At 64.7% G+C, this 23672-nt stretch carries 19 protein-coding genes; 4 read left to right on the top strand and 15 right to left on the bottom strand.

Annotated features, from left to right (window positions below):
• Positions 1 to 56 precede the first annotated feature (56 nt).
• The 13 genes from VPH40_RS04125 to VPH40_RS04185 form a co-directional block, all read right to left on the bottom strand.
• Complete coding sequence (locus VPH40_RS04125; RefSeq protein ID WP_328572753.1) at positions 57 to 1676, bottom strand: amidohydrolase family protein; 1620 nt, start codon at positions 1674 to 1676, stop codon at positions 57 to 59.
• 441 nt (positions 1677 to 2117) lie between these two features.
• Complete coding sequence (hmgA, locus tag VPH40_RS04130; RefSeq protein WP_328572754.1) at positions 2118 to 3422, bottom strand: homogentisate 1,2-dioxygenase; 1305 nt, start codon at positions 3420 to 3422, stop codon at positions 2118 to 2120.
• Positions 3419 to 3604, bottom strand: coding sequence for a DUF2783 domain-containing protein (locus VPH40_RS04135; protein ID WP_092708909.1), 186 nt, complete (start codon positions 3602 to 3604; stop codon positions 3419 to 3421). Before VPH40_RS04135 ends, hmgA begins: the two co-directional genes overlap by 4 nt.
• Positions 3605 to 3616: 12 nt before the next feature.
• Positions 3617 to 5296: an FAD-dependent oxidoreductase gene (locus VPH40_RS04140; protein WP_328572755.1), complete on the bottom strand. Its 1680-nt coding sequence runs from the start codon at positions 5294 to 5296 to the stop codon at positions 3617 to 3619.
• A gap of 16 nt (positions 5297 to 5312) precedes the next feature.
• On the bottom strand, positions 5313 to 6650 hold the full coding sequence (locus VPH40_RS04145; protein WP_328572756.1) for an MFS transporter: 1338 nt from the start codon (positions 6648 to 6650) through the stop codon (positions 5313 to 5315).
• A gap of 175 nt (positions 6651 to 6825) precedes the next feature.
• Positions 6826 to 7641, bottom strand: a complete 816-nt coding sequence (locus tag VPH40_RS04150) for a helix-turn-helix domain-containing protein (protein ID WP_328572757.1) — start codon at positions 7639 to 7641, stop codon at positions 6826 to 6828.
• A 10-nt stretch (positions 7642 to 7651) separates the two neighbouring features.
• Positions 7652 to 8161: a peptide-methionine (S)-S-oxide reductase MsrA gene (msrA, locus tag VPH40_RS04155; protein WP_289897715.1), complete on the bottom strand. Its 510-nt coding sequence runs from the start codon at positions 8159 to 8161 to the stop codon at positions 7652 to 7654.
• Positions 8162 to 8227: 66 nt separating this feature from the next.
• Positions 8228 to 9571 (bottom strand): MBL fold metallo-hydrolase, encoded by a 1344-nt coding sequence (locus tag VPH40_RS04160; RefSeq protein ID WP_328572758.1) that lies wholly within the window; start codon positions 9569 to 9571, stop codon positions 8228 to 8230.
• Between the two features lie 66 nt (positions 9572 to 9637).
• Complete coding sequence (hemB, locus tag VPH40_RS04165; protein WP_099667779.1) at positions 9638 to 10612, bottom strand: porphobilinogen synthase; 975 nt, start codon at positions 10610 to 10612, stop codon at positions 9638 to 9640.
• Between the two features lie 112 nt (positions 10613 to 10724).
• Positions 10725 to 11627: a VirK/YbjX family protein gene (locus VPH40_RS04170; protein WP_328572759.1), complete on the bottom strand. Its 903-nt coding sequence runs from the start codon at positions 11625 to 11627 to the stop codon at positions 10725 to 10727.
• 166 nt (positions 11628 to 11793) lie between these two features.
• Positions 11794 to 13146 carry a sensor histidine kinase gene (locus VPH40_RS04175; RefSeq protein ID WP_328572760.1) on the bottom strand — a complete coding sequence of 451 codons (1353 nt, stop codon included), beginning with the start codon at positions 13144 to 13146 and terminating at the stop codon, positions 11794 to 11796.
• Positions 13139 to 13825: a winged helix-turn-helix domain-containing protein gene (locus tag VPH40_RS04180; protein ID WP_034785794.1), complete on the bottom strand. Its 687-nt coding sequence runs from the start codon at positions 13823 to 13825 to the stop codon at positions 13139 to 13141. Before VPH40_RS04180 ends, VPH40_RS04175 begins: the two co-directional genes overlap by 8 nt.
• Before the next feature lie 107 nt (positions 13826 to 13932).
• The gene (locus tag VPH40_RS04185) at positions 13933 to 14322 is read right to left on the bottom strand and encodes a hypothetical protein (protein ID WP_328572761.1); all 390 of its coding nucleotides are present in this window, start codon (positions 14320 to 14322) and stop codon (positions 13933 to 13935) included.
• A gap of 245 nt (positions 14323 to 14567) precedes the next feature.
• Between VPH40_RS04185 and VPH40_RS04190 the strand changes: the two genes are divergently transcribed.
• From VPH40_RS04190 to VPH40_RS04205, 4 genes are all read left to right on the top strand, one after another.
• Positions 14568 to 15338 (top strand): DUF481 domain-containing protein, encoded by a 771-nt coding sequence (locus VPH40_RS04190; RefSeq protein WP_289897710.1) that lies wholly within the window; start codon positions 14568 to 14570, stop codon positions 15336 to 15338.
• Positions 15339 to 15351: 13 nt separating this feature from the next.
• Complete coding sequence (locus VPH40_RS04195; protein WP_328572762.1) at positions 15352 to 17226, top strand: esterase/lipase family protein; 1875 nt, start codon at positions 15352 to 15354, stop codon at positions 17224 to 17226.
• 118 nt (positions 17227 to 17344) lie between these two features.
• Positions 17345 to 18118, top strand: coding sequence for a hypothetical protein (locus VPH40_RS04200; protein WP_328572763.1), 774 nt, complete (start codon positions 17345 to 17347; stop codon positions 18116 to 18118).
• Positions 18119 to 18124: 6 nt separating this feature from the next.
• Entirely contained in the window at positions 18125 to 18805 is a 681-nt protein-coding gene (locus VPH40_RS04205) for an RES family NAD+ phosphorylase (RefSeq protein WP_328572764.1), read from the top strand.
• Between the two features lie 12 nt (positions 18806 to 18817).
• On the opposite strand, the gene VPH40_RS04210 is transcribed toward VPH40_RS04205, so the two are convergent.
• Positions 18818 to 19813, bottom strand: a complete 996-nt coding sequence (locus VPH40_RS04210) for a response regulator (RefSeq protein ID WP_251348514.1) — start codon at positions 19811 to 19813, stop codon at positions 18818 to 18820.
• 13 nt (positions 19814 to 19826) lie between these two features.
• Entirely contained in the window at positions 19827 to 23534 is a 3708-nt protein-coding gene (locus VPH40_RS04215) for a PAS domain S-box protein (RefSeq protein WP_328572765.1), read from the bottom strand.
• Between the last annotated feature and the right edge of the window lie 138 nt (positions 23535 to 23672).

Below are 23672 nucleotides of genomic sequence, written 5' to 3' on the forward strand. Positions count from 1 at the left end.
ATAATCTCCAAATTTTGAAAGTGAAATTTCGGACACCCGCACCATGCTCTTTTCCGCTAACCGAATCGATCATCAACTTTCAACAACCAGGCAGGCGGCTTTACGCCATGTTTGTCATAGAATGTCTGCAACCTCAAACGCGTTTTCCCGCCTCGGGACAAGCCTGCGTAACGTACGGCGTTATCGCCAAAGAATTTATTCGAGAGCGTCGTCGCGGTTTCGTCTCTGAGAGATGGCAGTTCTTCAAGCTCTTTGAAAAGTTTCATAAAATCGCTCAAATAGCTTCCAATTGAGCTGGCTGTCAGGCTCATTTCCCAGTCTGTGCCATATAAAAAGCGATTCGCCAACGATGCAGAACCCTTTTGGGCGGTAAGGTTATAGAGCTTTTGCAGATCGGCCTTGAGTTCAGGCTGGTCCGATATCACCTCGGTAAAGAATCCAGCATCGGCGTACGCGAATTCCCCAGGTCCGCTTGGATTCATTTCCTTTGCAAATGCTTCGGCAAGGGAGAATCCTGCACGCTGGTCTTTCACGATTGACGTGTCGCCAAAATGTCCGAAGTTGATACGCAGGCGTGGAAACTCCTTCAAGACGCACGCCCAGTATCTGGAGCCGGCCAGATTCTTGAAGGCCATGCTGGGCCCGTTAGAAAGACCCGTGTGCGCCATGACAGGTACACCATGCTCTTCACAGTAGCCATAAAGCCGGCGCAAGGCGTCATCAAGCAACCTTCCCAAATCAGGGGTATTTTGTACCCACTCCGGCAACCAACAACGCTTCCAGAAATCGGGCTCCGCATCTTGAATATGCTGATTTCCCAGCGCGGCAAAGCCCATTGGTGGGTATAACTTGACGCCGATAAATCCATGTTCATCAAGCGCGCCCTGGACAAGAGCAAAAGAACTGGTAGCTGATTCCCCCTTGCCGAACGCCACTTCTCGCAACGGACAGAATGGCACGAATCCGTGCATTCTCCCTCCCGTCATAATGGACAACTGCTCCATGACCTTGACCTGCGTTTCGAGCGTCGTCCCTGTTGTTTTCCCCTTTGATATCCACCACGAATAATCGACCATGCTGGGCATAAGGAGGTCCACCGTTCGAACCCCGGGAACATTAAATGTGCGCAGATATTGCTGAATATTTACATACCGGTATTGGAAATTTTGAAGGATGAATTTAATTACACCCATCACCGACCTGTCTCCACTCAGCATGTCCAATGGCTCTGGAGCGTCCTTGTCCAAATCGGGAATCGTGGCAGGAAGCTTGTCAATAATTTCCAGGGCCTCGACTTGCAAACGGGTCTGCATATCGGGAACAAGGAACTTGCTTTGTTTTTCCACAATGAATGGCAGGTACAGGGGGGAGGTAGCGGCAGCGGTCTTCAAGGAAGCCGTACCGGCTGCATATGCGTTTCGTCGCAGCTGTGAAATGACCTCAATCTTGGCCTGCTCGGTTGTACAAGCAGCCAGTTGGGGGGACAACTCCCGGAGCGTCTGCAGTTCCACATTACCCGAAGGCGCCAATGACCACGCAAGGCCTTGTAGCAGCGCACCGACAGCCATTGCCGCAGGTCCCAGCGGGCTGGCCTCCCCAACCAGCACCTTTCCCACAAAGTCCATGACAGGGATATCCGTGCCATTGAAAATGTGGCAGTGGGCATCGATGGTCAAAGGTCCCGTCGGCAAGTTAATGTCAGGACTGTTTACGCAATCTATGGGACATGGTTTGAGCAAGCAACAGCCTGACAAGCCGACGGTTGTGCCAACCGCGAGAGCACCGATGCCTCGAAGGGCACGACGACGGGCGAAGTTCTCCGGAAAGTGGTCCATACAGCCCTTTCAGCAGTTCATTTCTTCGACTAGCGGGTACAGAAAAAATCGCGTGCTCGATGCAAGGTGGATGGTATATTGATAATTTCAACTTGGCAAGATTTATCGCACAGGCGCGGGCGCGGACTGTGCGACTAATGTTTGACTAACAACGCCTGACACAACCGTAATGAGCGAAAGAAAGACTCGGCGCCCGTGTCGGCTCGAGAAGCGCAACTGTACGGAGTACGGGGCCGCCGAGGCAGTAAAAATTACGATGCGCAGCAGGTTTTGATAGGCTGTCTACGCCTGCTCCGGATCGAAATGCTTGCGCAAGCCTTGCCAGCACGCGAAATAGTCGTTTTGCAGCAGGCCGCCGTCCAGCGCGAATGGCGTGGGCTTGAGGATGGTGCGCGTCTCGAACATGAAGGCCATCGTGTCGCCCACCTTCACGGGCGCGGACGTGTCGCTGTGCGACGCCTTCTCGAAGGTCTGCGCATCGGGGCCGTGGCCGGACATGCAGTTGTGCAGGCTGGCGCCGCCCGGCACGAAACCGGCCGCCTTGGCGTCGTACACGCCGTGGATCAGTCCCATGAATTCGCTGGCCACGTTGCGGTGGAACCACGGCGGGCGGAAGGTATGCTCGGCCGCCAGCCAGCGCGGCGGGAAGATGGCGAAGTCGATGGCGCCGAACAGGGGATTTTCGCTGGGCGCCTGCAGCACGAGGAAAATCGACGGGTCCGGGTGGTCGTAGCTGATCGAGCCGATGGTGTTGAAGCGGCGCAGGTCATATTTGTACGGCGCGTAATTGCCATGCCAGGCCACCACGTCCAGCGGCGAATGGTCCAGGGTCGTGCGCCACAAATGGCCGCCGAACTTGGCCAGCAGTTCGCATGCGGCGTCGATGTCTTCGTACGCCGCGTGCGGCGTGAAGAAATCGCGGCTGTTGGCCAGGCCGTTCGAACCGATGGGGCCCATGTCGGGCAGGCGGAAGGCCGTGCCGAAGTTTTCGCACACATAACCGCGCGCCGCGCCATCGGGCAAGGTCACGCGGAAACGCACGCCACGGGGGATGACGGCGATTTCCTGCGGTTCCAGCTCGATCAAGCCCAGTTCCGTGGCAATGGCCAGCCGGCCTTGCTGCGGCACGACCAGCAATTCGCCATCGGCAGAGTAGAAGAAGCGCTGCATGGAGCGGTTGGCCGCATACACGTGGATGGCGCAACCGCTCATGGTTTCGGCGCTGCCGTTGCCAGCCATGGTCTGCCAGCCGTCGATGAAATCCACCGCCGTGGCGCTGTCGGGCAGCGGCAACGGGTCCCAGCGCAACTGGTTCGGCGGCGTCGGCGGCATGGCGTGGAAGTCGCTGACGATGCGGGTGTTTTCCAGCAAGGTAAACGGCGGATGCTGGCTGGCGGGGCGGATGCGGTACAGCCACGAGCGCCGGTTCTGCGCGCGCGGCGCCGTGAAGGCCGTGCCCGACAATTGTTCCGCGTACAGGCCCAGGGGCGCCTGCTGCGGCGAATTCTGCCCCTGCGGCAAGGCGCCGGGCACGGCTTCCGTGGCAAATTCGTTGCCGAAGCCGCTTTGGTAGCCGGCGCCTATCATGCCGGCTCCGCCAAGCCGTCGGCCGCGTCGCGCAGCAAGCCCTGCACCACGTCGGCCTTGCCGATGGCGCCCATCGCCAGCAAGGCGAAACGGGCCAGGAACAGGGGCGAACGCTGTTCGCCCAGGCCGCCCATGGTGTGGCACAGCTCCGTGTACAAATTATCCAGTTCGATGTCGGTCATATTGTCTCCTTGTTACTGTGATCGGGCGATGCCGGCCGCCGCCAGCGCTGCCGCCACCTGCCCCGCCTGCACTTGCCGCCAGCGTCCCAGCACGTGCCCATCGGGGCGCACGAGGTAAAACGTGCCAGGCTGCGCGTCGAACAGCGAGAATACCTGCGCCGTGTGGTCCCAGGCGCACTCTTGCGCTCCGCTGCGGGAAATCGCCACGCCCGTCAGCGGCAAGGTGTCGCCCAGCGCCAGCAATTCAGCGGGAATGGCCCCGTCCTCGCTGAAGTACAGCCCCGTGAAATGGCCATCTGCGCGCTTGAGCAAATCGGTAATATACCCCGCTTTTTGCCCGCCGTCGTACGGCAGCGCCAGCGGGCATTCCGGCAAGACCGTGCCCGGAGCGGGGCCGGCGGCAAACGTGTCGCGGTCCGGCGCATTCAGGGCCGACTGCGCATACGCGATGGCGCTCGTCTGGCGCGGGTTGATCAGCGAGCGCACATGCGCATGCCTGCCCGCCAGGCCCAGCACGGCCGTGCGCATCAGCTCGAAGGCAAAGGTGGGCGGCGCCATGAATTCCGTGCTTTTGGTGCCGTGGCGCAAGTTTTCATGGGCGGCGAACACGCGCTCGTCCGAATAGCTGTCCAGCAAGGCATGCGACGCCTGGCCCTTGACCACGTAGGCCAGCTTCCAGGCCAGGTTGTCCGCATCGTCGATGCCGGAATTGGCCCCCCGCACGCCGAAGATGGGCACGAGGTGGGCCGCATCGCCCGCGAACAGCACGGGGCCATGCCGGTATTTTTCCAGGGTCAGCGCATTGGCCTTGTAGATGGTGATCCACACGGGATGCCACGGCGCCGTTTCGCCCATCATGGCCAGCAGGCTGTCCACGCGGGGCGCCACGTTTTCCAGCAGCACGGCCGCCTGCGCATCCTCGTCGTCGCGCAACTGGTAGTCGATGCGCCAGATATCGTCGGGCTGCTTGTGCACCAGCACGGTCGAACCGGGATTCGACGGCGGGTCGAAATACGCGAGGCGCTCCGTCGGGCGCTCGCTCTTCAGGTGGATATCGACGATCACATAGCGCCCTTCATAGCTGGTGCCCTGCAATTTGAGCCCCAGCGCCTCGCGCACCACGCTGCGCCCGCCGTCGGCCGCCACCAGCCAGTCCGCCTCGATTTTGTAGGATTCGTCGGGCGTCGCCACGGTGACGCTGGCGCCGTCGGCGCGCTTGTCCACGCCAGTCACCCGCGTTTGCCAGCGGATATCGATCAATTCCGGCTGGCGCTCGGCCGCATCGAGCAGGAATTGCTCGATATGGTATTGCGCCAGGTTGACCATCGGCGGCAACTTCTGGTTCGCGTCTTGCGGCATCGTGAAGTGCAGCACCTCTTCCTCGCGGTAAAAGCTGCGTCCGCCCGCCCACGGCAAGCCCTTGCTGATAAAACCGTCGAGCGCGCCCAGGCGTTCGATGATTTCCAGGCTGCGCCGCGAGATGCAGATGGCGCGGCTGCCCGTGCACACGCCGTCGTCCGCCTCGATCAGCACCGAGCGCACGCCGTGGCGGGCCAGGCCCAGGGCCGTGGCCAGGCCCACGGGGCCGCCGCCGACGATCAGGACCGGGACATGCTGCGTGGCGGCACCGGCCGGTTTACCGGGCGGATACACCTTCGGCACATGGGGGTAAGGGTGAAACGTGTCGCTCATGATGGGTCCTCTTCGATCAAGTATGGTCTTTGCCGCCGCGCGCGATGGGCAGGGTCAGCACGATGGCCGCGCCCGCCACCAGCAGGACGCTGGCGTACAGCAAGCCGGTGGCAAAGCTGTGCGTGATATCCTTCAGCCAGCCCACGACGACGGGATTCAGGGCCGAGCCGATATTGCCTGTGGCATTGATGACGGCGATGCCGATGGCGCGCGCGCCCAGACTCAGGGCCCGGTCCGGCGTCGTCCAGAAGACGGACATGGCCGTATATGCGCCCGTCGAGGCCATGCACACGCCCAGCAGTTGCAGCACGGGGTTGGCCGAGTACGCCGTGCACAGCCAGCCGGCGGCCGACAGCAGCATGGGCCAGACGATGTGCCAGCGGCGTTCCTGCAAGCGGTCCGAGCGGCGGCCCCAGGCGATCATGCCGATCACGGTGCACACTTGCGGAATGGCTGCCAGCAAGCCGATTTGCGTGTTGCTGGCATTGCTATTGAAACTTTTCACGATCAGCGGGGTCCACACGGCCACCATCGCCAGGGTATTGACCAGGCAGAAATAGGCGATGCCGAATTTCAGCACGGTCGGCGACAGCATTTCCGCCAGCACCGAGGTTTTTTGCTGCGACGCAACAGGCTTCTGCTCGGCCGCCAGCATGCGCGCCAGCACTTGCTGCTCCAGCTTGCCCAGCCAGTTCGCCTTGGCGGGCGAGTCGTCCAGGTAGCCGTACACGGCCAGGCCCAGCAGCACGGACGGCATGCCTTCGAGCAAGAACAGCCATTGCCAACCCGTCAAGCCCCAGTGGCCATCGAGCCCCAGGATCAGGCCCGACAGGGCCGAGCCGATGGCGGCCGTGACGGGCATGGCGATCATGAACAGGGCGTTCGCCCGCGCCCGGTAGGCGCTGGGAAACCAGTAGGTCAGGTACAGCAGCATGCCGGGCAGGAAGCCCGCCTCCGTCACGCCCACCAAAAAGCGCAGCGCATACAGGCTGGCCGGGCCGCTGGCGAACAGGGTCGCCGTCGAGGCCAGGCCCCAGGCGATCATCATGGAACCTATCCATTGACGGGCGCCGATGCGGGCCAGCACGATGTTGCTGGGAATGCTGCAAGCGATGTAGGCGATGTAGAACAGGGTGGTGGCAAAACCGAACTGGGTGCCGGACAGGCCCAGGTCTTGCATCATGGTCAAGCCGGCGAAGCCGATGTTGATGCGGTCAAGAAAGGAAAACACGAACAGCAGGAACAGAAAGCCCAGCAAATGGCGCGACACCTTGCGCATCACTTGCTGTTCCAGTTGATTGGTGGCCGCGTCGAGGACGGGCGTGGCGGGGGTGGCCGCGGGGGCGATGGTCATGCTGGTCTCCATAAGGTGTCGCCCTCCCCTTGCTATTGTTATTGGGTGAGAGCGGCCGGGTGATCCCGGCTTGCAACACAGTATGCAGACGCGCGCCGCAAACCTTGTCCCCATTTTGGGGACGTTTCGCGGCTAAAACAGTCAAAAAGGCGAAGCCAGCCCTACGCCAAAAGGACTAAGGGGCTGGCGCCATGCACAGCGCAAACAGTTGCCGCTGGCTGGAAATGCCCAGGCGTTTATAGGCGCGCTTCTGGTAGGTGATGACGCTCGATGGCTGCACGCCCATGGTTTCAGCGATTTCCACGGCCGTGAGGCCTTCGAGCACGCAGCGCAGCACGTCCAGTTCGCGCTTGCTCAGGGCGGGGCAATGCTGGCGCAGCCTTGCCAGCATCAGCGGCGCGACGCCTTGCGTGGCCTGGCCCTTCAAGCTGTAGTGATGCTTGACGGCATGGGCAAACAGTGGTGACAGGGTTTCGATGCCCGCCACTTCGCCGGGCTGGAACTGGCCCTGGCTGCTGTCGCGGTAGAAATTGACGGACAGCCAGATATCGCTGGCCGGCTGCATCAGCAGGGACAGGCGGTCCGACACATTCGGTTTCTGGTAGCAGACAGCGCGGTAGCCGGGATGGTCGATTTCGTCGCTGGCCTGCTGGTGCAGCACGATGGCGGGATCGATCTTCCGCCCCAGCGCCGGGGCGATCACGCGCTGGTTGCCATCGAGCGCATAGTAATGGCGGGCGTAGCTGTCGGCGATATCCTGCAAAAAGCGCCCGCCGCGCCGGTCGGCCACGGCAACGGTGCGGGGGCGGTTGCCGAATTCATAGGCAAAGATCGTGCACTGGGCAATGGGCGCGACCGTGCTGACCGTCTTCAGGATGGCCCCGGCGACGGCGTTCACGTCGGCATGGCCGATGGCCGCCATCAGCTCCAGGGTACGCCCGAAGTCCAGCTGCCCTTCCGCCGGCGGCCGCTCGACGCGCCAGTAACGCATGCCCGGCTCCTTACTGCCCGCGTTGCGGCAAGACCCAGTCCGGCCGGATGTAATGGCAAGTGTAGCCGTGCGGCAAGCGCTGCAGATAATCCTGGTGCTCCGGTTCCGCTTCCCAGAACGGGCCGGCCGGCGCCACTTCCGTCACCACCTTGCCGGGCCACAGGCCGGAGGCGTCGACGTCGCGGATCGTGTCCTCGGCCACCCGTTTTTGCTCATCGCTCGTATAAAAGATGGCCGAGCGGTAGCTGGTGCCGCGGTCATTGCCCTGGCGGTTTTCCGTGCTGGGGTCGTGGATCTGGAAGAAAAATTCCAGGATCTTGCGGTAGCTGATGGTGTGCGGGTCGAAGATGATCTCGATCGCTTCCGCATGCGTGCCATGGTTGCGGTAGGTGGCGTTGGCCACGTCGCCGCCGCTGTAGCCCACGCGCGTGGCGATCACGCCCGGATAGCGGCGCAGCAAGTCCTGCACGCCCCAGAAGCAGCCGCCGGCCAGGATCGCGGTTTCCTTGTTTTGTGTCATGTTGATCATTCCTTGATCTGAGATACTGGGATTAATCGTTTATCTTACCCTGTCGCGCGATTTTCTTCAGCGGGCCAGCAAGCGCTTGAGCTGCGCCGCCTGATAGGCGCCGATGGCGTCGTTGAACAGGCAACGGATCAAGGGATCGTCGACGATGTCGGCTTCCACCAGTTCGGCGCGCGTAGCTTCGTCGAAAGGACCATCGTTGATGCGCATGTACATCGACGTCAGCGATTCACCGAGCACCAGCGCCGCGTGGCATTTCACCAGCGGCACTTGCGTCGTCCAGCCCGGCGCCTCGCCCGTGTCCGGCACGAGGTCGATCAAGTCGCCATGCGTGCGGTAATGCAGGATGGTGGCCGCGCCGTCATGGCCGTACAGCGCCAGGCGCCACACGCGCGGGGCCTGGAAATAACTGTCCTCGGGCAGCTCCATGTCGCGGTAGCGTTCGAGCAAGCCGCGATGGCAGAAGTCCAGCACCAGCGCCGTGTCGGCATCGTTCAAGGGCGCGAAACGCCGGGCGATGTCCGCCGTGGCGGGCGCAAGCGCCTCGGGGCGGTAGTCGAAATCCACGTCCTGCGGCCCCACGGGAATCACCCAGGGCAGCGGCGCGGCCGGCGCCATGCCGTGCGCATCGAGCAGCACGGCCGTCGATGGATCGAGGCGGAAGATGTGCGTCTCGGGCAGCGCGGCGCCCATTTCATCGGCAAAGCGGCGGTAGGTAATCGGGAACATCGCATGGTTGTACCAGGACCAGTCTTCCTGCACGAACTGGCAAGAGCTGGGCACGAGGTAACGGGGCGCCAGCGCGCGCAGCTGCGGCACCCAGTCGTCGGGAAGTTCCACCGGGCCCCGCGCCGCTTGCGACGGCGCGATGACGGCGATCTCGCGCATGGTCTGGAATGGCCACAGCACCATGTCCCAGGGCGCAAAGGCGGCCAGCTGCGCCAGTGTCTCGGGGCCGATCCAGGAATCGACGACGTTGAGCACATTCAAGCCCGCTGCGCGCACCTGGAACAGCGAGTCGACGTCGTCGTCCAGCGCGCGGCGCGGGATCACCTCGATGCTGCCCACTTGCACGGGCACGTCCACGTGCAGCTTCTCCACCCGCGTGAAACCGAGCGCGCGCAGCATCGCGAACAGTTCGTCGAAGACGCAGTACAGGTAGATGGGCGTGGCGCGGTCGAGCGCATCGAGGCTGTCGAGCGAGCAGTGGTCGTCGTGGAAGTGCGAGATGAAGACGGCATCCCAGCGCAGCCGGCGCACGGCGTCCAGGTCGAAGCGCACGGGCGGAAACGCGTGGCAGTTGCGGCTGAACGGGTTTTCGACAATGGGATCGAAGGCGATGGCCGTGCCTTCGCATTCAAAGACATAGCCGGCGTGCAGGATGCGGGAGATTTTCAGGGGCATAAGCAAATTCAGGTTGGGCAGCGCGCCATGATAGCTGAAAAGACGGCCGCCCTGCCCCGTGTTTACTTAGTACGGATTATTCAGCACATCCATCGCGAAGTACGTAAAGATCATGTCCGCGCCCGCGCGCTTGATGGCGCCCAGGGTTTCCTGCACCACGCGGCGCTCGTCGATGGCGCCCGCCTGCGCGGCGAACTTGATCATCGCGTACTCGCCGCTGACCTGGTAGGCGCCGATCGGCAAACGCGTCACTTCGCGCAGGTCGCGGATGATGTCCAGGTAGGCGCCGGCCGGTTTCACCATCAGCGCGTCGGCGCCTTCGGCTTCGTCGATCAAGGACTCGCGCACCGCTTCGCGGCGGTTCATCGGGTCCATCTGGTAGGTCTTGCGGTCACCCTTCAGGGTGCTGCCGGCCGCGTCGCGGAACGGGCCGTACAGGCCGGAGGCGAACTTGGTGGAATACGCCATCACGGGCGTGTCGTGGAAACCGGCCGCATCGAGCGCGCCGCGGATCGCCGCCACCTGGCCATCCATGGCGGCCGACGGGGCGATGATGTCGGCGCCCGCCTGGGCGGCGATGACGGCCTGCTTGCCCAGGTTGAGCACTGTACTGTCATTGTCGACCGTGTCGCCATGCAGGATGCCGCAATGGCCGTGGTCCGTGTATTCGCAGAAGCAGGTGTCGGACATGACCACCATTTCCGGCACGGCGTCCTTGATGATGCGCGACATGCGCGCCACCAGGCCGTCCGGGTTCAGGGTGTCCGTGCCGTGGCTGTCCTTGTGGTGCGAAATGCCGAAGGTCATGACGGAGCGCAGGCCGGCGCGCGCATAGCGCTCGACTTCCTGCGCCAGCTTCGCTTCGGGAATGCGGCGCACGCCGGGCATGGACTTGATGTCGATGAATTCGCTGCTGCCTTCGTCGACGAAGATCGGCAGGACCAGGTCGCGCGGATTGATCTCGGTTTCGCGGAACAACTCGCGCAGTTGCGGGGTCGCGCGCAGGCGGCGCATGCGCGAAGTGGGAAATTGTGCTGGCATGGGATGACTGGCTTCAGGTTAACAACGCCAGCAAGTATACGCCGATCGCGCCGATTGCGCCGGGCTGCCCGGCAAAAAAGCCGCGCAGGTCAAGAAATCCCGCCCTGCGCCGTCATTGCGCGTGCAGCAGGGCCGCCACTTGCCAGCGCATGTCGGCCGCCAGCTGCACCAGCATGGCGCCGCGGCGGCGCGCATCGGCGCGCTTTTTCGACGGCACCAGCTCCAGCTCCGGCATCCGGCAAGGGCCGCAAGGCAGGCGGTAATTGCCGTCGCTGGTGGGCAGCGCATGCAATTCCCGCCACGCCAGGTCGTAATCGCAGGAGATATGGCGGCGCCGGCGCCAGTTCAGCGCGATGCGGTTGGCGTTGCTGACCAGGTCCAGGTGGCCGCAGCCGAAAAAGTCGCCCAGGTCGCGCAAGGCGGCCACCATCAGGTTTTTCGGCCGGCAGCCGTGCAGCGCCCGCGTGGCCTCCTTCACCGCCTGCGCGCCGGCGGGCGAGCGCAAGCCCTGCAAGGCGCCCAGCTGGATGACGGCGCCGCCAGGCTGGGGCCGGAACAGGAAACTGGCCAGGTACAGCGGCACGCCGTCGCGCGTCAGGCGCAGGCACAGCTCCCCTTCGCGGTGGCTGTCGTGGACGGCCGTCAGCTGCAAGCGGTAGCTGGCGCCGTCCTTGCCTTCGATGGTGGCCAGCACCAGCGCGCGCCGCGCCGCGTATTCCACCAGCGGCCGCGCGCCCGCCTGCCACAGGAAACGGTAATGCCCGCACAGCAGGTCCACCCTCGCCGCGCAGCCCAGCTGGCGGCTGGCGTAGGGGCGATAGATCTTGTAGCGCAGGCTGGGATGGGCTTGCGCCAGCGCCGCCAGGCCCGGCGTCGCGGCGATGACCGCTTGCCAGCGCGCGCGCTGCAGGGGGAAGACGAGCGCGCCCAGCGCCGCCTTGATCCGGTGGCCATGCTGGCGCAGTGGCGCCGGTTGCGGCGCGGCGTTGTCGCCGGTGGCGGTAAATGTATGCATGAAACGGCTCTACTGAACGGGACGCGGCGACGGCCGCAGGCAGCCCGGCACGGGCCGCTGCGCGCACGCAGCCGCTCTACGCGGGGTAAAGCGGATGATAGGGGGAGGCGAAAATGAAGGGGGTTACAAGTTGGTAATGTGCGGATATGCCACGGACACTGGCAAGCTAGCGCAGCAGCCGCAAGCGCAGGCGCAGGCCCGGCGCCGCATCCTCGATATCCAGGCTGCCGCCGTGCAGGGCCGCGATGGCCGCCACGATGGACAGGCCCAGGCCATTGCCGGGCAAGTGGCGGCTCTTGTCGAGCCGGTAGAAGCGCTGCGTCAGCTTCGGCAATTCTTCCGTCGGCACGCCGGGGCCGTTGTCGCGCACGGCCAGCCAGCTGCCCCGTTCATCGCTGCCGGCCGACACTTCCACCGTGGCGCCCGGGCCCGCGTACTTGATGGCGTTGTCGACCAGGCTGGCCAGGGCGCTGCCCAGCAGATTGCGGTCGCCGCGCGCCGGCACGCCTTCGCCATACATCTGCACCAGCAGCACGCCCTGCTCGTCGGCCGTCGCTTCGTACATTTCCACGATGTCGGCGCCGATCTGCTGCAAGTCGATGTCGTCGAAATTCTCCGGGCGCATGCCCGATTCGGCCGCCGCGATCTGCAGCAGCTTGTCGAACACGCGCGTCAGGTCGTCGATGTCGTCGATGGCCGCCTGCGCCGCGCTCTCGTAGCCGGCCACGTCCTGCTGCTGGCGCAAGGCGCCATCGAGCTTGTTGCGGATGCGCGCCAGCGGCGTGCGCAAGTCGTGCGCGATGGCGTTCGACACGTGGCGCACGCCTTCCATCAAGTGTTCGATGCGGTCGAGCATGCGGTTGATGTCGCGGCTCAGCAAGCCGAATTCATCCTCGCTGGAGACGGGAATGCGCCGGCTCAGGTCGCCCGCCTCGATTTCCCCCGCCGTGCGGCGGATCTGCCCAATGCGCGCCTCGAGCTGGCGGCGGAACAGCCACGCGCCCGCCACCACCAGCAGGATGGCCACCCCGCCGCCATAGGCCAGCGAGCGCAGCACCAGGGTGCGGATCGACTTGCCCTCTTCCATGTCGCGCCCGACGAACAGGCGCGCGCCGCCCTCCAGGTCGCGGATCAGCATGCGCGCGGGCACCCGGCGTCCTTCGCGCGTGACGTCGCGGTGCAGCAAGCGGCCCACGGGGCTGCCGACGTCGGGCCAGGACGACAGATTGCCCGCCACGCGGCGGCCGTCGGCGCCCACCAGCAGGAAGATTTCCGTATCGCTGTCGGTGCGGTCGGTCAGCAAATGGGCGATTTCCGCCGTCGTGCGGCTGGCGTCGTCCTGCCGGTACAGGGCGGCGAGGCGCTCCGAGAGCAGGGTCAGCTTGCGGTCCACGCTGCGATCGAGCACGCCGATGGTGCCGAAATAGAAGACGGCGCAGACGATGCTGATCGAGACGACCACCAGCACGCCATAGCCGAGCGCCAGGCGGGCCGCGATCGAGCGGTGCCAGTTACGCACTGTCGATCACGCCCAGGGTGTAGCCGACGCCGCGCACCGTGTGGATCAGCGGCGGCGAAAATTCCTTGTCCACCTTGGTGCGCAAGCGGCTCACCTGCACGTCGATGACGTTGGTCTGCGGGTCGAAATGGTAGTCCCACACGGCTTCGAGCAGCATGGCGCGCGTGACGGACTGGCCCTGGTGGCGCATCAGGTATTCCAGCAAACGGAATTCGCGCGGCTGCAGGGCGATTTGCCGGTTGGCGCGCGTCACGCGCATGGTGCGCATGTCGAGCACCAGGTCGGCCACCTGCAGCTGCGTCGATTCGGGCACGGGCGCGGCGCGCCGCAGCAGCGCCTCGATGCGCGCCAGCAGTTCGGCGATGGCGAACGGTTTCGACAAATAATCGTCGCCGCCGCTGCGCAAGCCGCGCACGCGCTCGTCGACGCTGGACAGGGCCGACAGCACCAGCACGGGCGTGTTGCGGCCCATGCCGCGCAGGCGCGCGACGATGGCCAGGCCGTCGATCTCGCCGGGCAGCAGGCGGTCGAGCACCAGCGCATCCCAGTCTTCGCCGCAGGCCAGGCGCATGCCGTCGATGCCATTGTCGCAGGCGGTGACGTCGTGGCCAGCCTCGCGCAGGCCGGCACAGATATAGCGGGAAGTTTCAGCTTCGTCTTCGATGACCAGGCAGCGCACGGGAATTCCTTGTAAAGAGCGGGACAGCAAACATGCGCAGCATACGCCAGGCGCGCGCCACTTGCCAGCCCCGCCGCGCGGCCGCGCCGCCGGGCGGCGTTCCCCGGCTAGTTACATTTTCCGCGCAGCTTGGCGATCGCCATGAAGGGCAAGGCATACACGCCGCCGATGGCGAGCGGGCCGATGCCGGTGGGCTGGCGCTTCAAGCCATCGGCGTGCAGGCAGTCGGGCACCTTCGCTTCGGCAAAGGCGGCGGCAAACTGCTCATATTTTCGGTCGGCGCGTATCGTCACCTGCTGCATGGCCGGCTGCGGCAGAGAGTCGCGCACCTGCGCCTCTTCCTCCAGCACGGCGCGCACGGCATCGCGTATCATCGTTTGCGTCAGTTGCGGTGCCGGCCCAGGACCCTGTACCGGCGCCGCTTCGGGCGCCTGCGCGCCCGCTGGCGCCGCACCGCACAGCCATATCAGGGTAACAAGCTTGCGTGCCATTTTCATCGTCATCATCCATGCATGCCAGGTTTGCAATATTTCTCATCATATAGCAGCATTCATGCGCGCCGCCGCGTGCGGCGAACGATGGCAGGGTCGGGTACAATACAGCCTCGACATTTTTTGGCCGCGCCCGCGCGCGCATGTGCGCAGGTTTATCGGCGCCTCCCGGCTTGCCGCGGCCTGCATAGCCACCACTGCCATTAACGAACAGCAGGCACGCCCGGCGCGCGCCACAGACAAATACAGCCATGAAACCGACCCACTCTCTCGCACTGGCGCTGGCCATCACCTGCGGCAGCGCCGCCGCCGCCGACACCAAGCAAAGCATGCTGTTCGATGAAATCCCCATCGGCAGCTGGAGCACTTCCGCCGAACTGGGCGCCATCACCACCTCGGGCAACACGGTCGGCACCTCCGTCACGGGCAAGATCGACGCGCGCCAGGAGCTCGATGACTGGAGCAACCAGTACATCTTCAGCGGCTATTTCAAGGAAGACGAAACGACGAACGACGACGGCGAGAAAGTGCGCGAACGCTCGGCGGAACGCTTTTCCGCCTCCGCCAAGGCCGCCTACAAGCTGATGGCCGACCATGAAAAACTGTTCGTGCTGGCCTCGCACGTGAACGACAAGTTCGGCGCCTACACCAAGTACTCGACCCTGGCCGTCGGTCATGGCTCGCGCTGGTACCAGTCGAGCGACAAAAGCGTCGACGTGGAAATCGGTCCCGGCTATTTCAGCGGCACCAACGACGCGGGCGAATCGGAGCACGGCCTGACGGTGCGCGGCGCGGCCGCCATGAAGTGGAAGATCAGCCAGTCGGCCATGTTTACGCAAACGATCAGCGTGGAACGGGGCACCTCGAACACCCACTCGATCGCCGAGACGGCGCTCAGCACGAAAATCAACGGCACCATGCAGATGAAGGCCGCCTTCAGCGCCCGCAACGACACGCGCGTACCGGACGACAAGAAGAACACGGATACGCAAACGTCGCTGACCCTGGTCTACTCGTTCTAGGCGCGGACCGGCCATGCTGATGCGGCGTCTGCGCGTATGCGCCCTCCTGTGCGCCGCGGCGCTCCTGAGCGGCTGCGCCGCCGTCACCGTCAGCGCGATCTCGCCGGCCGACTACCTGCAGCAGCGGCGCGGCGACATCCTCACCACGGGGAAATTGAGCGCTGCGGCCAGCGAGGTGCTGCGCATCATCGGCAGCGACATCGCCGCCTGCGAAGCCAATACGGGCAGCTGCCGCGCCGACCTGGCCCGCTCCGAGCTGCTCAGCGACGAGCAGCGCCTGGCCACCCTGTCCGAATTGTGGCTGGAAAGCGCGCTGGCGGAAGAAAAACAGGGCGGCCACGCCAGCGCCGAACTGCTGGCCGCCTGGCTGGAATCGGCCCGCTACGCGTATGCCTACCTGTTCTACACTACGCGCACGCCGGGCCAGCGCGCCTTCGAGGAACGCCAGACGCAGATCCGCGACTACTATAACTATGCCGTGCAAAAGGCTGTCGGCAACCTGTTCCGCCACCGCGGCGAATACCGTCCCGACGGCCATGTGATCCGCGTCGCCGGCTGGCAGATCGACAGCGAATTGTCGGCCCTGCGCCTGCCCGAGGACGGCACCCTGCCCGAAGAGCTGCTGCCGGCCACCTCGCTGTCGTTTTCCGGCCTGCGCAATGTGTACCGGCGCGACGGCTTCGGCGCCGACCTGGTGGCCGTCATGCCCAAGCCCGGCGCGCAAAAAGGCGAGTATGTGCCGTACCAGGAAACCCGCTTCCCCGTCGTCACGGCGCTGATCCGCTTCGACGGCAACAGCCTGCAGGAAGTGCTGGCGACGCAGCAGCTGCTGGTGATGCTGGTCGACCCGACGCGCAGCGAATCGACGCGCATGGCGGGCCAGGAATTGCCGGTGGCCGCCAATTTCACGGCCGGCTATGGCTTGTGGCTGGCCCGTTCCGGCTTCGGCGTGCAGGCGCTGCGCACCCTGTTCGGCCGCGCCGACGGCATTTCGCGCCCGCAGGTGCACCTGATGCAGCCCTACGACCCGAACAAGCGCACCATCGTCATGCTGCACGGCCTGGCCAGCAGCCCGGAAGCGTGGATCAACGTGGCGAATGAACTGATGGGCGACGAACAGCTGCGCCGCCGCTACCAGATCTGGCAAGTGTACTACCCGAGCAATGCACCGCTGGCGGCCAACAACGCCGCCATCCGCCAGGCGCTTGCCGCCACCTTGGCGCAGTTCGACCCGGCTGGCAAGGCGGATGCCGCGAACGACATGGTCTTGATCGGCCACAGCATGGGCGGCGTGCTGGCGCGCCTGATGGTGTCCGACGCCAGCAACACCCTGCTCGACGCCATCACGGAAGAATACAATTTGAAGGGCAAGAAGGCGGAAAAAGTGCGCGCGGGCCTGGCGCCCTACCTGAATTTCACGGCCATGCCGCAGGTGAACCGCGCCATCTTCATCGCCGCGCCGCACCGCGGCACCTCGTTCGCCAACCACAAGGTGGCGCGCTGGATCGCCAACCTCGTCACCTTGCCGATCACCATGCTCGACCAGTTGTCGGACGCGGCCGGCAGCCTGGCGCAGCTCGACACGGGCAGCAGCGAACCGCTGCGCATCCCCAACAGCATCGATAACCTCAGCGACAAGGACCCGTTCGTGCGCCTGGTGGCCGACCTGCCCATCAGCCCGAAAGTGCGCTACTACTCCATCATGGGCAACGACACGCCGGACCTGCCGCTGGCCGAATCGAGCGACGGCGTGGTGCCCTATGCCAGCGCCCACCTCGACGGCGCGCAATCGGAAAAAGTCATCCCGTCCTGGCACAGCGTGCAGGAAAGCCCGCAGGCGATTCTGGAGATACGGCGGATTTTGCGGCTGCCGGACAGCTTGCCATAAGGCATCGCAGGTCGGATGCGCGGAGCAACGCCCTGCGCAATCCCACCTGCCCGGCCTGCCTGCCTCTGGCCCTTGCTCATCAGCATCGCCACGGCGCCGATCAAGAGGCAAGAAAGCAATGACCATGACCGCGCGGCCGCATATCCAGCTGCCTGATGCGGGAAAAGTGCGCTGCTCGCTTGATAAAGTTGCGAAACATGATAATCTTGTGAGTGAGATGTCAGCCGCATTTATCCGAGGAGTGAACATGACAGCACATCTGACTCACAGCACCCTGGCGCCCGACCTACAGGAATGGACAGATAGGGACTTGCGGGCAGTGGAACAATTCTCGCAGTTGGTGGGTGCGCAACTCGACATACTGGCGCACGGTCCCGAGCGCGAGCGCCTGATCGACCTGGCCACGCGCGCGCTCAATGCGGCGCGCGCCTCGCTGGTCGCCACGCCGCCATCGATCCTGCTGCAACTTCCTGCATCAAAACTCAAGGTTTCAGAAGTCATTGACCAGGGATGGGTGAAACTGTCGCAAGCGTCGCTGTATCGCGCCGTGGAAAGCCTGCGGTTTTACTGTGTGACGCCCAAGGGACGCAGTATCGGCAAGGAGTTTCCGGCATGGCAATTTGTACAGCCCGTGCCGGAACTGATCGCGCCCGTGCTGGCCATCCTGGCCGGCCAGCCGAGCAGTGAAATCCATGCCTTCTGGATCAGCAGTGCAGACGAACTCAACGAACTTTCGCCAGCAGAGATGCTCGCAGGCAAATCGTTTGAAACGCGGCCCGCAGTGCATCCCAGCCAGCAGGCGCTGCTGGATCTGCCGGCCAGCGAGAGATTACGCAAGGTCATGGCATCGGCAAAGTGGCAGCATAGGGGCATGGCTGACATCATAGGCTAGTCCCGCATGACGCCTGAACTGCAAGAAACACCAATTCCGCCAGACATGGCCGCACGCCTGCCGGCATTGGCATCGCTGCGCACTGAATTATTGAGCAATATCATCATCCTTCAGGCCGGCCAGGCCCTCGTGCGCGCGGCGTGGAACGAGGCGTCCATCTGGCCGGCGAAGATTGAACGTACCTACCGCTTCGGTCCGCCCGCCGAGCTGGCCGACCAGGACGGTTTCCCCTATCACTGGGTATATATTGCGGACGATGCCTACACGGCAGCCTGGGAAGCCCAGCTGTGCCGTAATGACTTCACGCGCCCAGGCACCTTTTACATCGCGCACAACGCGCAACAAGCGCTGATCGCGACGCTGTCATTCAGCGTGCCACTGCGGCTGCTCGACCTGACGGGTCTGGCCGCCAGCCGGCTGGGCATCTATGAGCAATTGCGCAGCCCCGATCACGGCTGGTGCCAATGGCTGGGCTGGCAGCTGGATCGGATCATTGCGCAGGAAGCCGGCGCGATTCACGGTTTCATGTATCCATCGCGCCGCCAGCCCGGCAAACTGGCCTATGCCATTTCATCGCGCCACATGAGCAAGCTGGGCAGCGACATGGCGTGCCAACACGTGCGATTCGGCGACGCCGCTGCCTGCGCACGCCTGCTTGCCGACCGCCTGCGCGTGGACCCGCCCTGACCTGCGACTCCCTTACGCAGGCTCGCGCCACTTGTCCTTGATTTCCAGCATGGCCGGCAGCTGCTCGATGAACAGCGCCAGCAGTTGCGGGTCGAAGTGCGTGCCGCTGTCGCGCTGCATGGTGGCGATGGCTTCGTCGACCGTCCAGGCGCGCTTGTACGGGCGTTCGCTGGTGAGGGCGTCGAAGACGTCGGCGATGGCGACGATGCGGCCTTCGTGGGGGATTTCCTCGCCCTTCAAGCCTTGCGGATAGCCGCTGCCGTCCCATTTTTCATGGTGCGTCAGGGCGATGGTGCGCGCCATTTTCAAGAGGCCGCCCGCGTGCTCGCCGATGATGGCCGCGCCGATTTCCGCGTGGCTGCGCATGACTTTCCATTCGTCCGCATCGAGCTTGCCCGGTTTTTGCAGGATGGCGTCGGGGATGCCGATCTTGCCCACGTCGTGCATGGGCGCCGCGTTGAGCAAGTCTTCCGCCCTGCCCGCGCTGTAGCCGGCCGCCAGCGCCAGCTGGCGCGCGTAATAGCTCATGCGGATGACGTGCATGCCCGTCTCGTTGTCCTTGTACTCGGCCGCCTGGCCCAGGGTCTGGATCACCTGCAGGCGCGAGCGGCGCAATTCCTCGGCGTCGACCAGCGACAGATGCGTGCGCACGCGGGCGCGCACGATGGGCGGGCTGACGGGTTTCGTGATGTAGTCGACGGCGCCCGCGTCAAAACCGTCCGCCTCGTCCTTCACGTCGCACAGGGCCGTCACAAAAATGACGGGGATGGATGCGGTGACCGGCATGGCCTTCAGCTGGCGGCACACTTCATAGCCCGTCATGGCGGGCATCATGATGTCGAGCAGGATCAGTTCGACGGGGTTGTTCTGCGCCAGTTCCAGCGCCTTCTCGCCATCCTTCGCATACAGCAGGCGGTAATCGTCCTGCAAAATCTGGCGCAGCACCTGCAGATTCGTCGCTTCATCGTCGACCAGCAACAGGATCGGTTTGTCTTCGTGTAAGGTCATCGTTAGCCCAATATCAGGAAAGGTCGGCAGGCGTTGGCGCTTCCAGCCACGCCAGCAGCTGGCGCAGCACGCCCGCGGCGCGCGCAAATTCAAAGTCGTCGATGGCGCTGGCCAGCGCCTGCAGGCGCGGCTGCTGGCCGTGCGGCGCCAGCATGGCGGAGATCTGCGCCATCAAGGCGTCGTCCAGCTGCCCGCCTTCCAGGCTGGCGATAGCTTGCCGCAGCAAGGCGCCAGCGGCGGCTGCATCGAGGGGCGCGCTGGCGGCCGGCGCCTGCATGGCCACGGCCGGCATGCCCGCCTCTTCCAGCTCGCCGGCCAGCGCCATGAAGGCGGCCGCCAGCTGCACCAGCAATTCGGTCACCGGCAACTGGCGCGCAATCGCTTGCTCGATGCGCCCCAGCAGGCTTTCGACCTGCACCAGGCACAGGTTGCCCGCCGCGCCCTTGATACGGTGCAGCAGGTGGCCGGCCACACTGCTGCCGCCGCGTTCCAGTTCCGCCGCCAGCATGGCGGCGCAGTCGCCATTGGCCTGCACGAAGCGCGCGATGGCGCGCTGCAGGGCTTCGCGGCCGCCCCACAGGGCGATGCCGCGCTGCCAGTCCACCTGGCCGGCGGCGGCGCGTGCCGCCGCACCGGCCGCCGGCGGCGGCATGGCCACGGCGATATCGAGCAGGCGGGCGATCTCCGCCGTCAGCTTGTGCATTTCCAGCGGCTTCGAAGCGAAACCATTCATGCCGGCCGTCTGCGCGGCGCGCCGGTCCTGTTCCAGCACGCTGGCCGTCAGGGCGATGATGGGCGTCGCCTTCAAGCCCTGCTCGCGCTCGTGCACGCGGATCAGGCGCGTCGCTTCCAGGCCATCCATGCGCGGCATCTGCACGTCCATCAGGACGATGTCGAAGCTGCCCTTGCCGAATTCGCGCACGGCGCTCTCGCCGTCGCTGGCGGCGATCACCTGGTGGCCGGCCGCGCCCAGGCTGATCAGGAGCAGCTCCACGTTCTGCGGCACGTCGTCGGCCGCCAGGATGCGCAGCGGCGGCAAGGCCACCACGGGCTGCTCGCTGCGGCGCGCCACGGCCTTGCCCGGCGCCAGCGGCAACAGCACGTGGAACACGCTGCCCACGCCCAGGGTGCTTTCCACCGTGATGGTGCCCCCCATCAGTTCAACCAATTGCAGCGAAATCGTCGTGCCCAGGCCCGTGCCGCCAAAACGCCGGCTCATCGAGGAATCGGCCTGCGTGAACGGCGCGAAGATCTTGTCCAGGCGGTCGGCGGGAATGCCGATGCCCGTGTCGTGCACGGCGATATGCACTTGCTCGCCCTGCATGCCGACAGCCACCCGCACATGGCCCACTTCCGTGAACTTGACGGCGTTGCCGATCAAATTCGTCAGCACCTGCTGCACCCGGCGCGCGTCGCCCAGGAAGAACTGGCCCATGCCCGGGTCGATGTCGACATGCAGCACCAGGTCGCGCGCATGGGCCGTGATGCGCAGGGACGCGGCCACGTGGTCGACCAGGTCGGGCAGCGAAAAGTCCACCAGTTCCAGCTCGGTGGCGCCTTTTTCCAGCTTGGCCGTGTCGAGGATGTCGTTGAGCAGTTCGAGCAGGGAACGGGCCGACTGGCGCACCGTACCCAGGTGGCGGCGCTGCAGGCTGTCCAGGGCGGTCCCCAGCAGCACTTCCGTGAAGCCGATGATGGCGTTCATCGGCGTGCGGATTTCATGGCTCATGTTGGCCAGGAAGCTGGTCTTCGATTCGGCGGCCAGCTCGGCGCGGTCTTTGGCCGCGCGCAGGTTTTCCTGCATGGCGCGCCGTTCGCTCACGTCGGTGGCCAGTTTGACCACCTTGAACGGCTTGCCGTCCGTATTGAAGATCGGGTTGTAGGAAGCCTGTATCCACACTTCCCGGCCATCCTTGCCGATGCGCTTGTACTCGCCCGTGTTGAATTCACCCTGCGCCAGGTGCTGCCAGAACGCGATGTAGTCGGGCGAGGTCACATAGCCCGGCTCGCAGAAGATGCTGTGGTGCAAGCCCAGCACGTCGTCGGACCGGTAGCCGATCAGGTCGAGGAAGTTCTCGTTGGCCGCCAGGATGCGCCCCTGCAGGTCGAATTCCGCGACGGCCGTCGCGCGCGAGATGGCCGTCACCTTGCCTTCGTACTCGGCGTTGCGCAATTCGCTTTCCGTGATGTCGAGGATGACACCGTCGATCCAGCGCACCACGCCGTCGTTGTCGAGCACGGGGCCGCTGCTTTCGCGCACCCAGCGCTCGCGCCCGTCGCGGTGGATCAGGCGGTAGACGTTCTCGAAGTCGCGCTTTTCGCCGGCCGCCTGCACGCAGGTGTCGTTGACGCGCTGGCGGTCGTCCGGGTGTACGAGGTCGAACAGCCTGACGCGGCCCTCGACGAAGTCCTGCGGCATCCAGCCCGTCAGGTTGAAGACGGCGTCGCTGATGAAGATCATCTTCCATTCGGGCGCGAAGCTGCAGTGGAACGAGACGCCGGGAATGTTGCGGATCAGGGTGCGGTACTGGCGCTCGCTGTCCTTGAGCGCCTGCTCCATGCTGCGCGACGAGCGCATGTCCGTGACAAACGCCACGAACAGGGGCTGGCCCGGCGTGTCGATCTTGCCGATCGCCACGCGCATGGGCAGCACGGCGCCATCCTTGTGGCAGCCATCGAGTTCGCGTCCGCTGTCGAGGATGCGCGAGGCGCCCGTTTCCAGGTAGTCGCGCAGATAGCCCTCGTACTCGGCCGCGTCGGACGGCTGCAGCAGCACGCTGGCGTCGCGCCCCACGATCTCCGCTTCGCGCCAGCCGAACAGGCTTTCCGCGGCGGGATTGAAGGAGCGCACCTTGCCCTGGCCATCGATGGTGATCAAGCCGTCGGCCGCCGTATCGACGATGGCGCGCAGGCGCGATTCGCTGGCGCTGGCATGGCGCAGCAGCTGGCGGTAGCGCAGCAAGCCGTTCGCGGCGGCGACAAACACCGTCAGGGTGACGGTGATCAGCGCCACGGCCAGGGCCACGAACGAAGCTTGCACCGTGATCGTGTTGTCGCCTGCCGTGGGGGTGCCGGAAAAGCGCGCCGCCAGCATGCCCGTGTAATGCATGCCGGAAATGGCCAAGCCCATGACGGCACTGCTGACCAGCAAGGAGGCCAGGGGACTCATGCGCAAACGCATGGCGCTCAGGCCGAAGCGTATCCACAGCGCCAGCATGGCCATGACGACGGCCACCACCAGCGACAGGGCAAACAGCCAGGGCTGGTAATGCAGGGTCAGCGACGTCTGCATGGCGGCCATGCCGCTGTAATGCATGGAACCGATGCCCACGCCGACGAGCACGCCGCCCACCACCAGCTGGCGCCAGTTGATGCTCGGGCGCGCCAGCATGTGCAGCGCCACCCACGAAGCGGCCACGCCGGGCAGCATGGAGAGCAGGGTCAGGCTGGGGTCGAAGGAGACGCGCGTGCAGATGTCGAAAGCCAGCATGCCGATGAAGTGCATCGACCAGATGCCGCCGCCGAGCGCGATGGCGCCCGTGATGATGGCCGTCTGGCGCTGGAAGCCGCGCTCGCTGCTGCGCGCCATGCCGGCGATCTGCAAGGCCATGAACGAGGCAAAGATGGCGATGCCGATGGAAAACAGCACCAGCCAGGCGTTGTGCGTGCCGTAGATGTACTGCATGGTATCGGTCGATACGGCAAAGATGGAACTAAACATACTGTCGTGGCATAAGGTGAGTGAAACGTGACGTCGCAAAACATGACGGCGCACCGCGCGCGCCGGCGCCACGCTTTTTGCTAAAGCGGCAACACAGCGGAAATGACAACGGTAGCAGTCGACCAGGGCAAGGCTCGG

Source organism: Janthinobacterium sp. P210005, assembly GCF_036231865.1.
Classification (GTDB): domain Bacteria; phylum Pseudomonadota; class Gammaproteobacteria; order Burkholderiales; family Burkholderiaceae_D; genus Janthinobacterium; species Janthinobacterium kumbetense.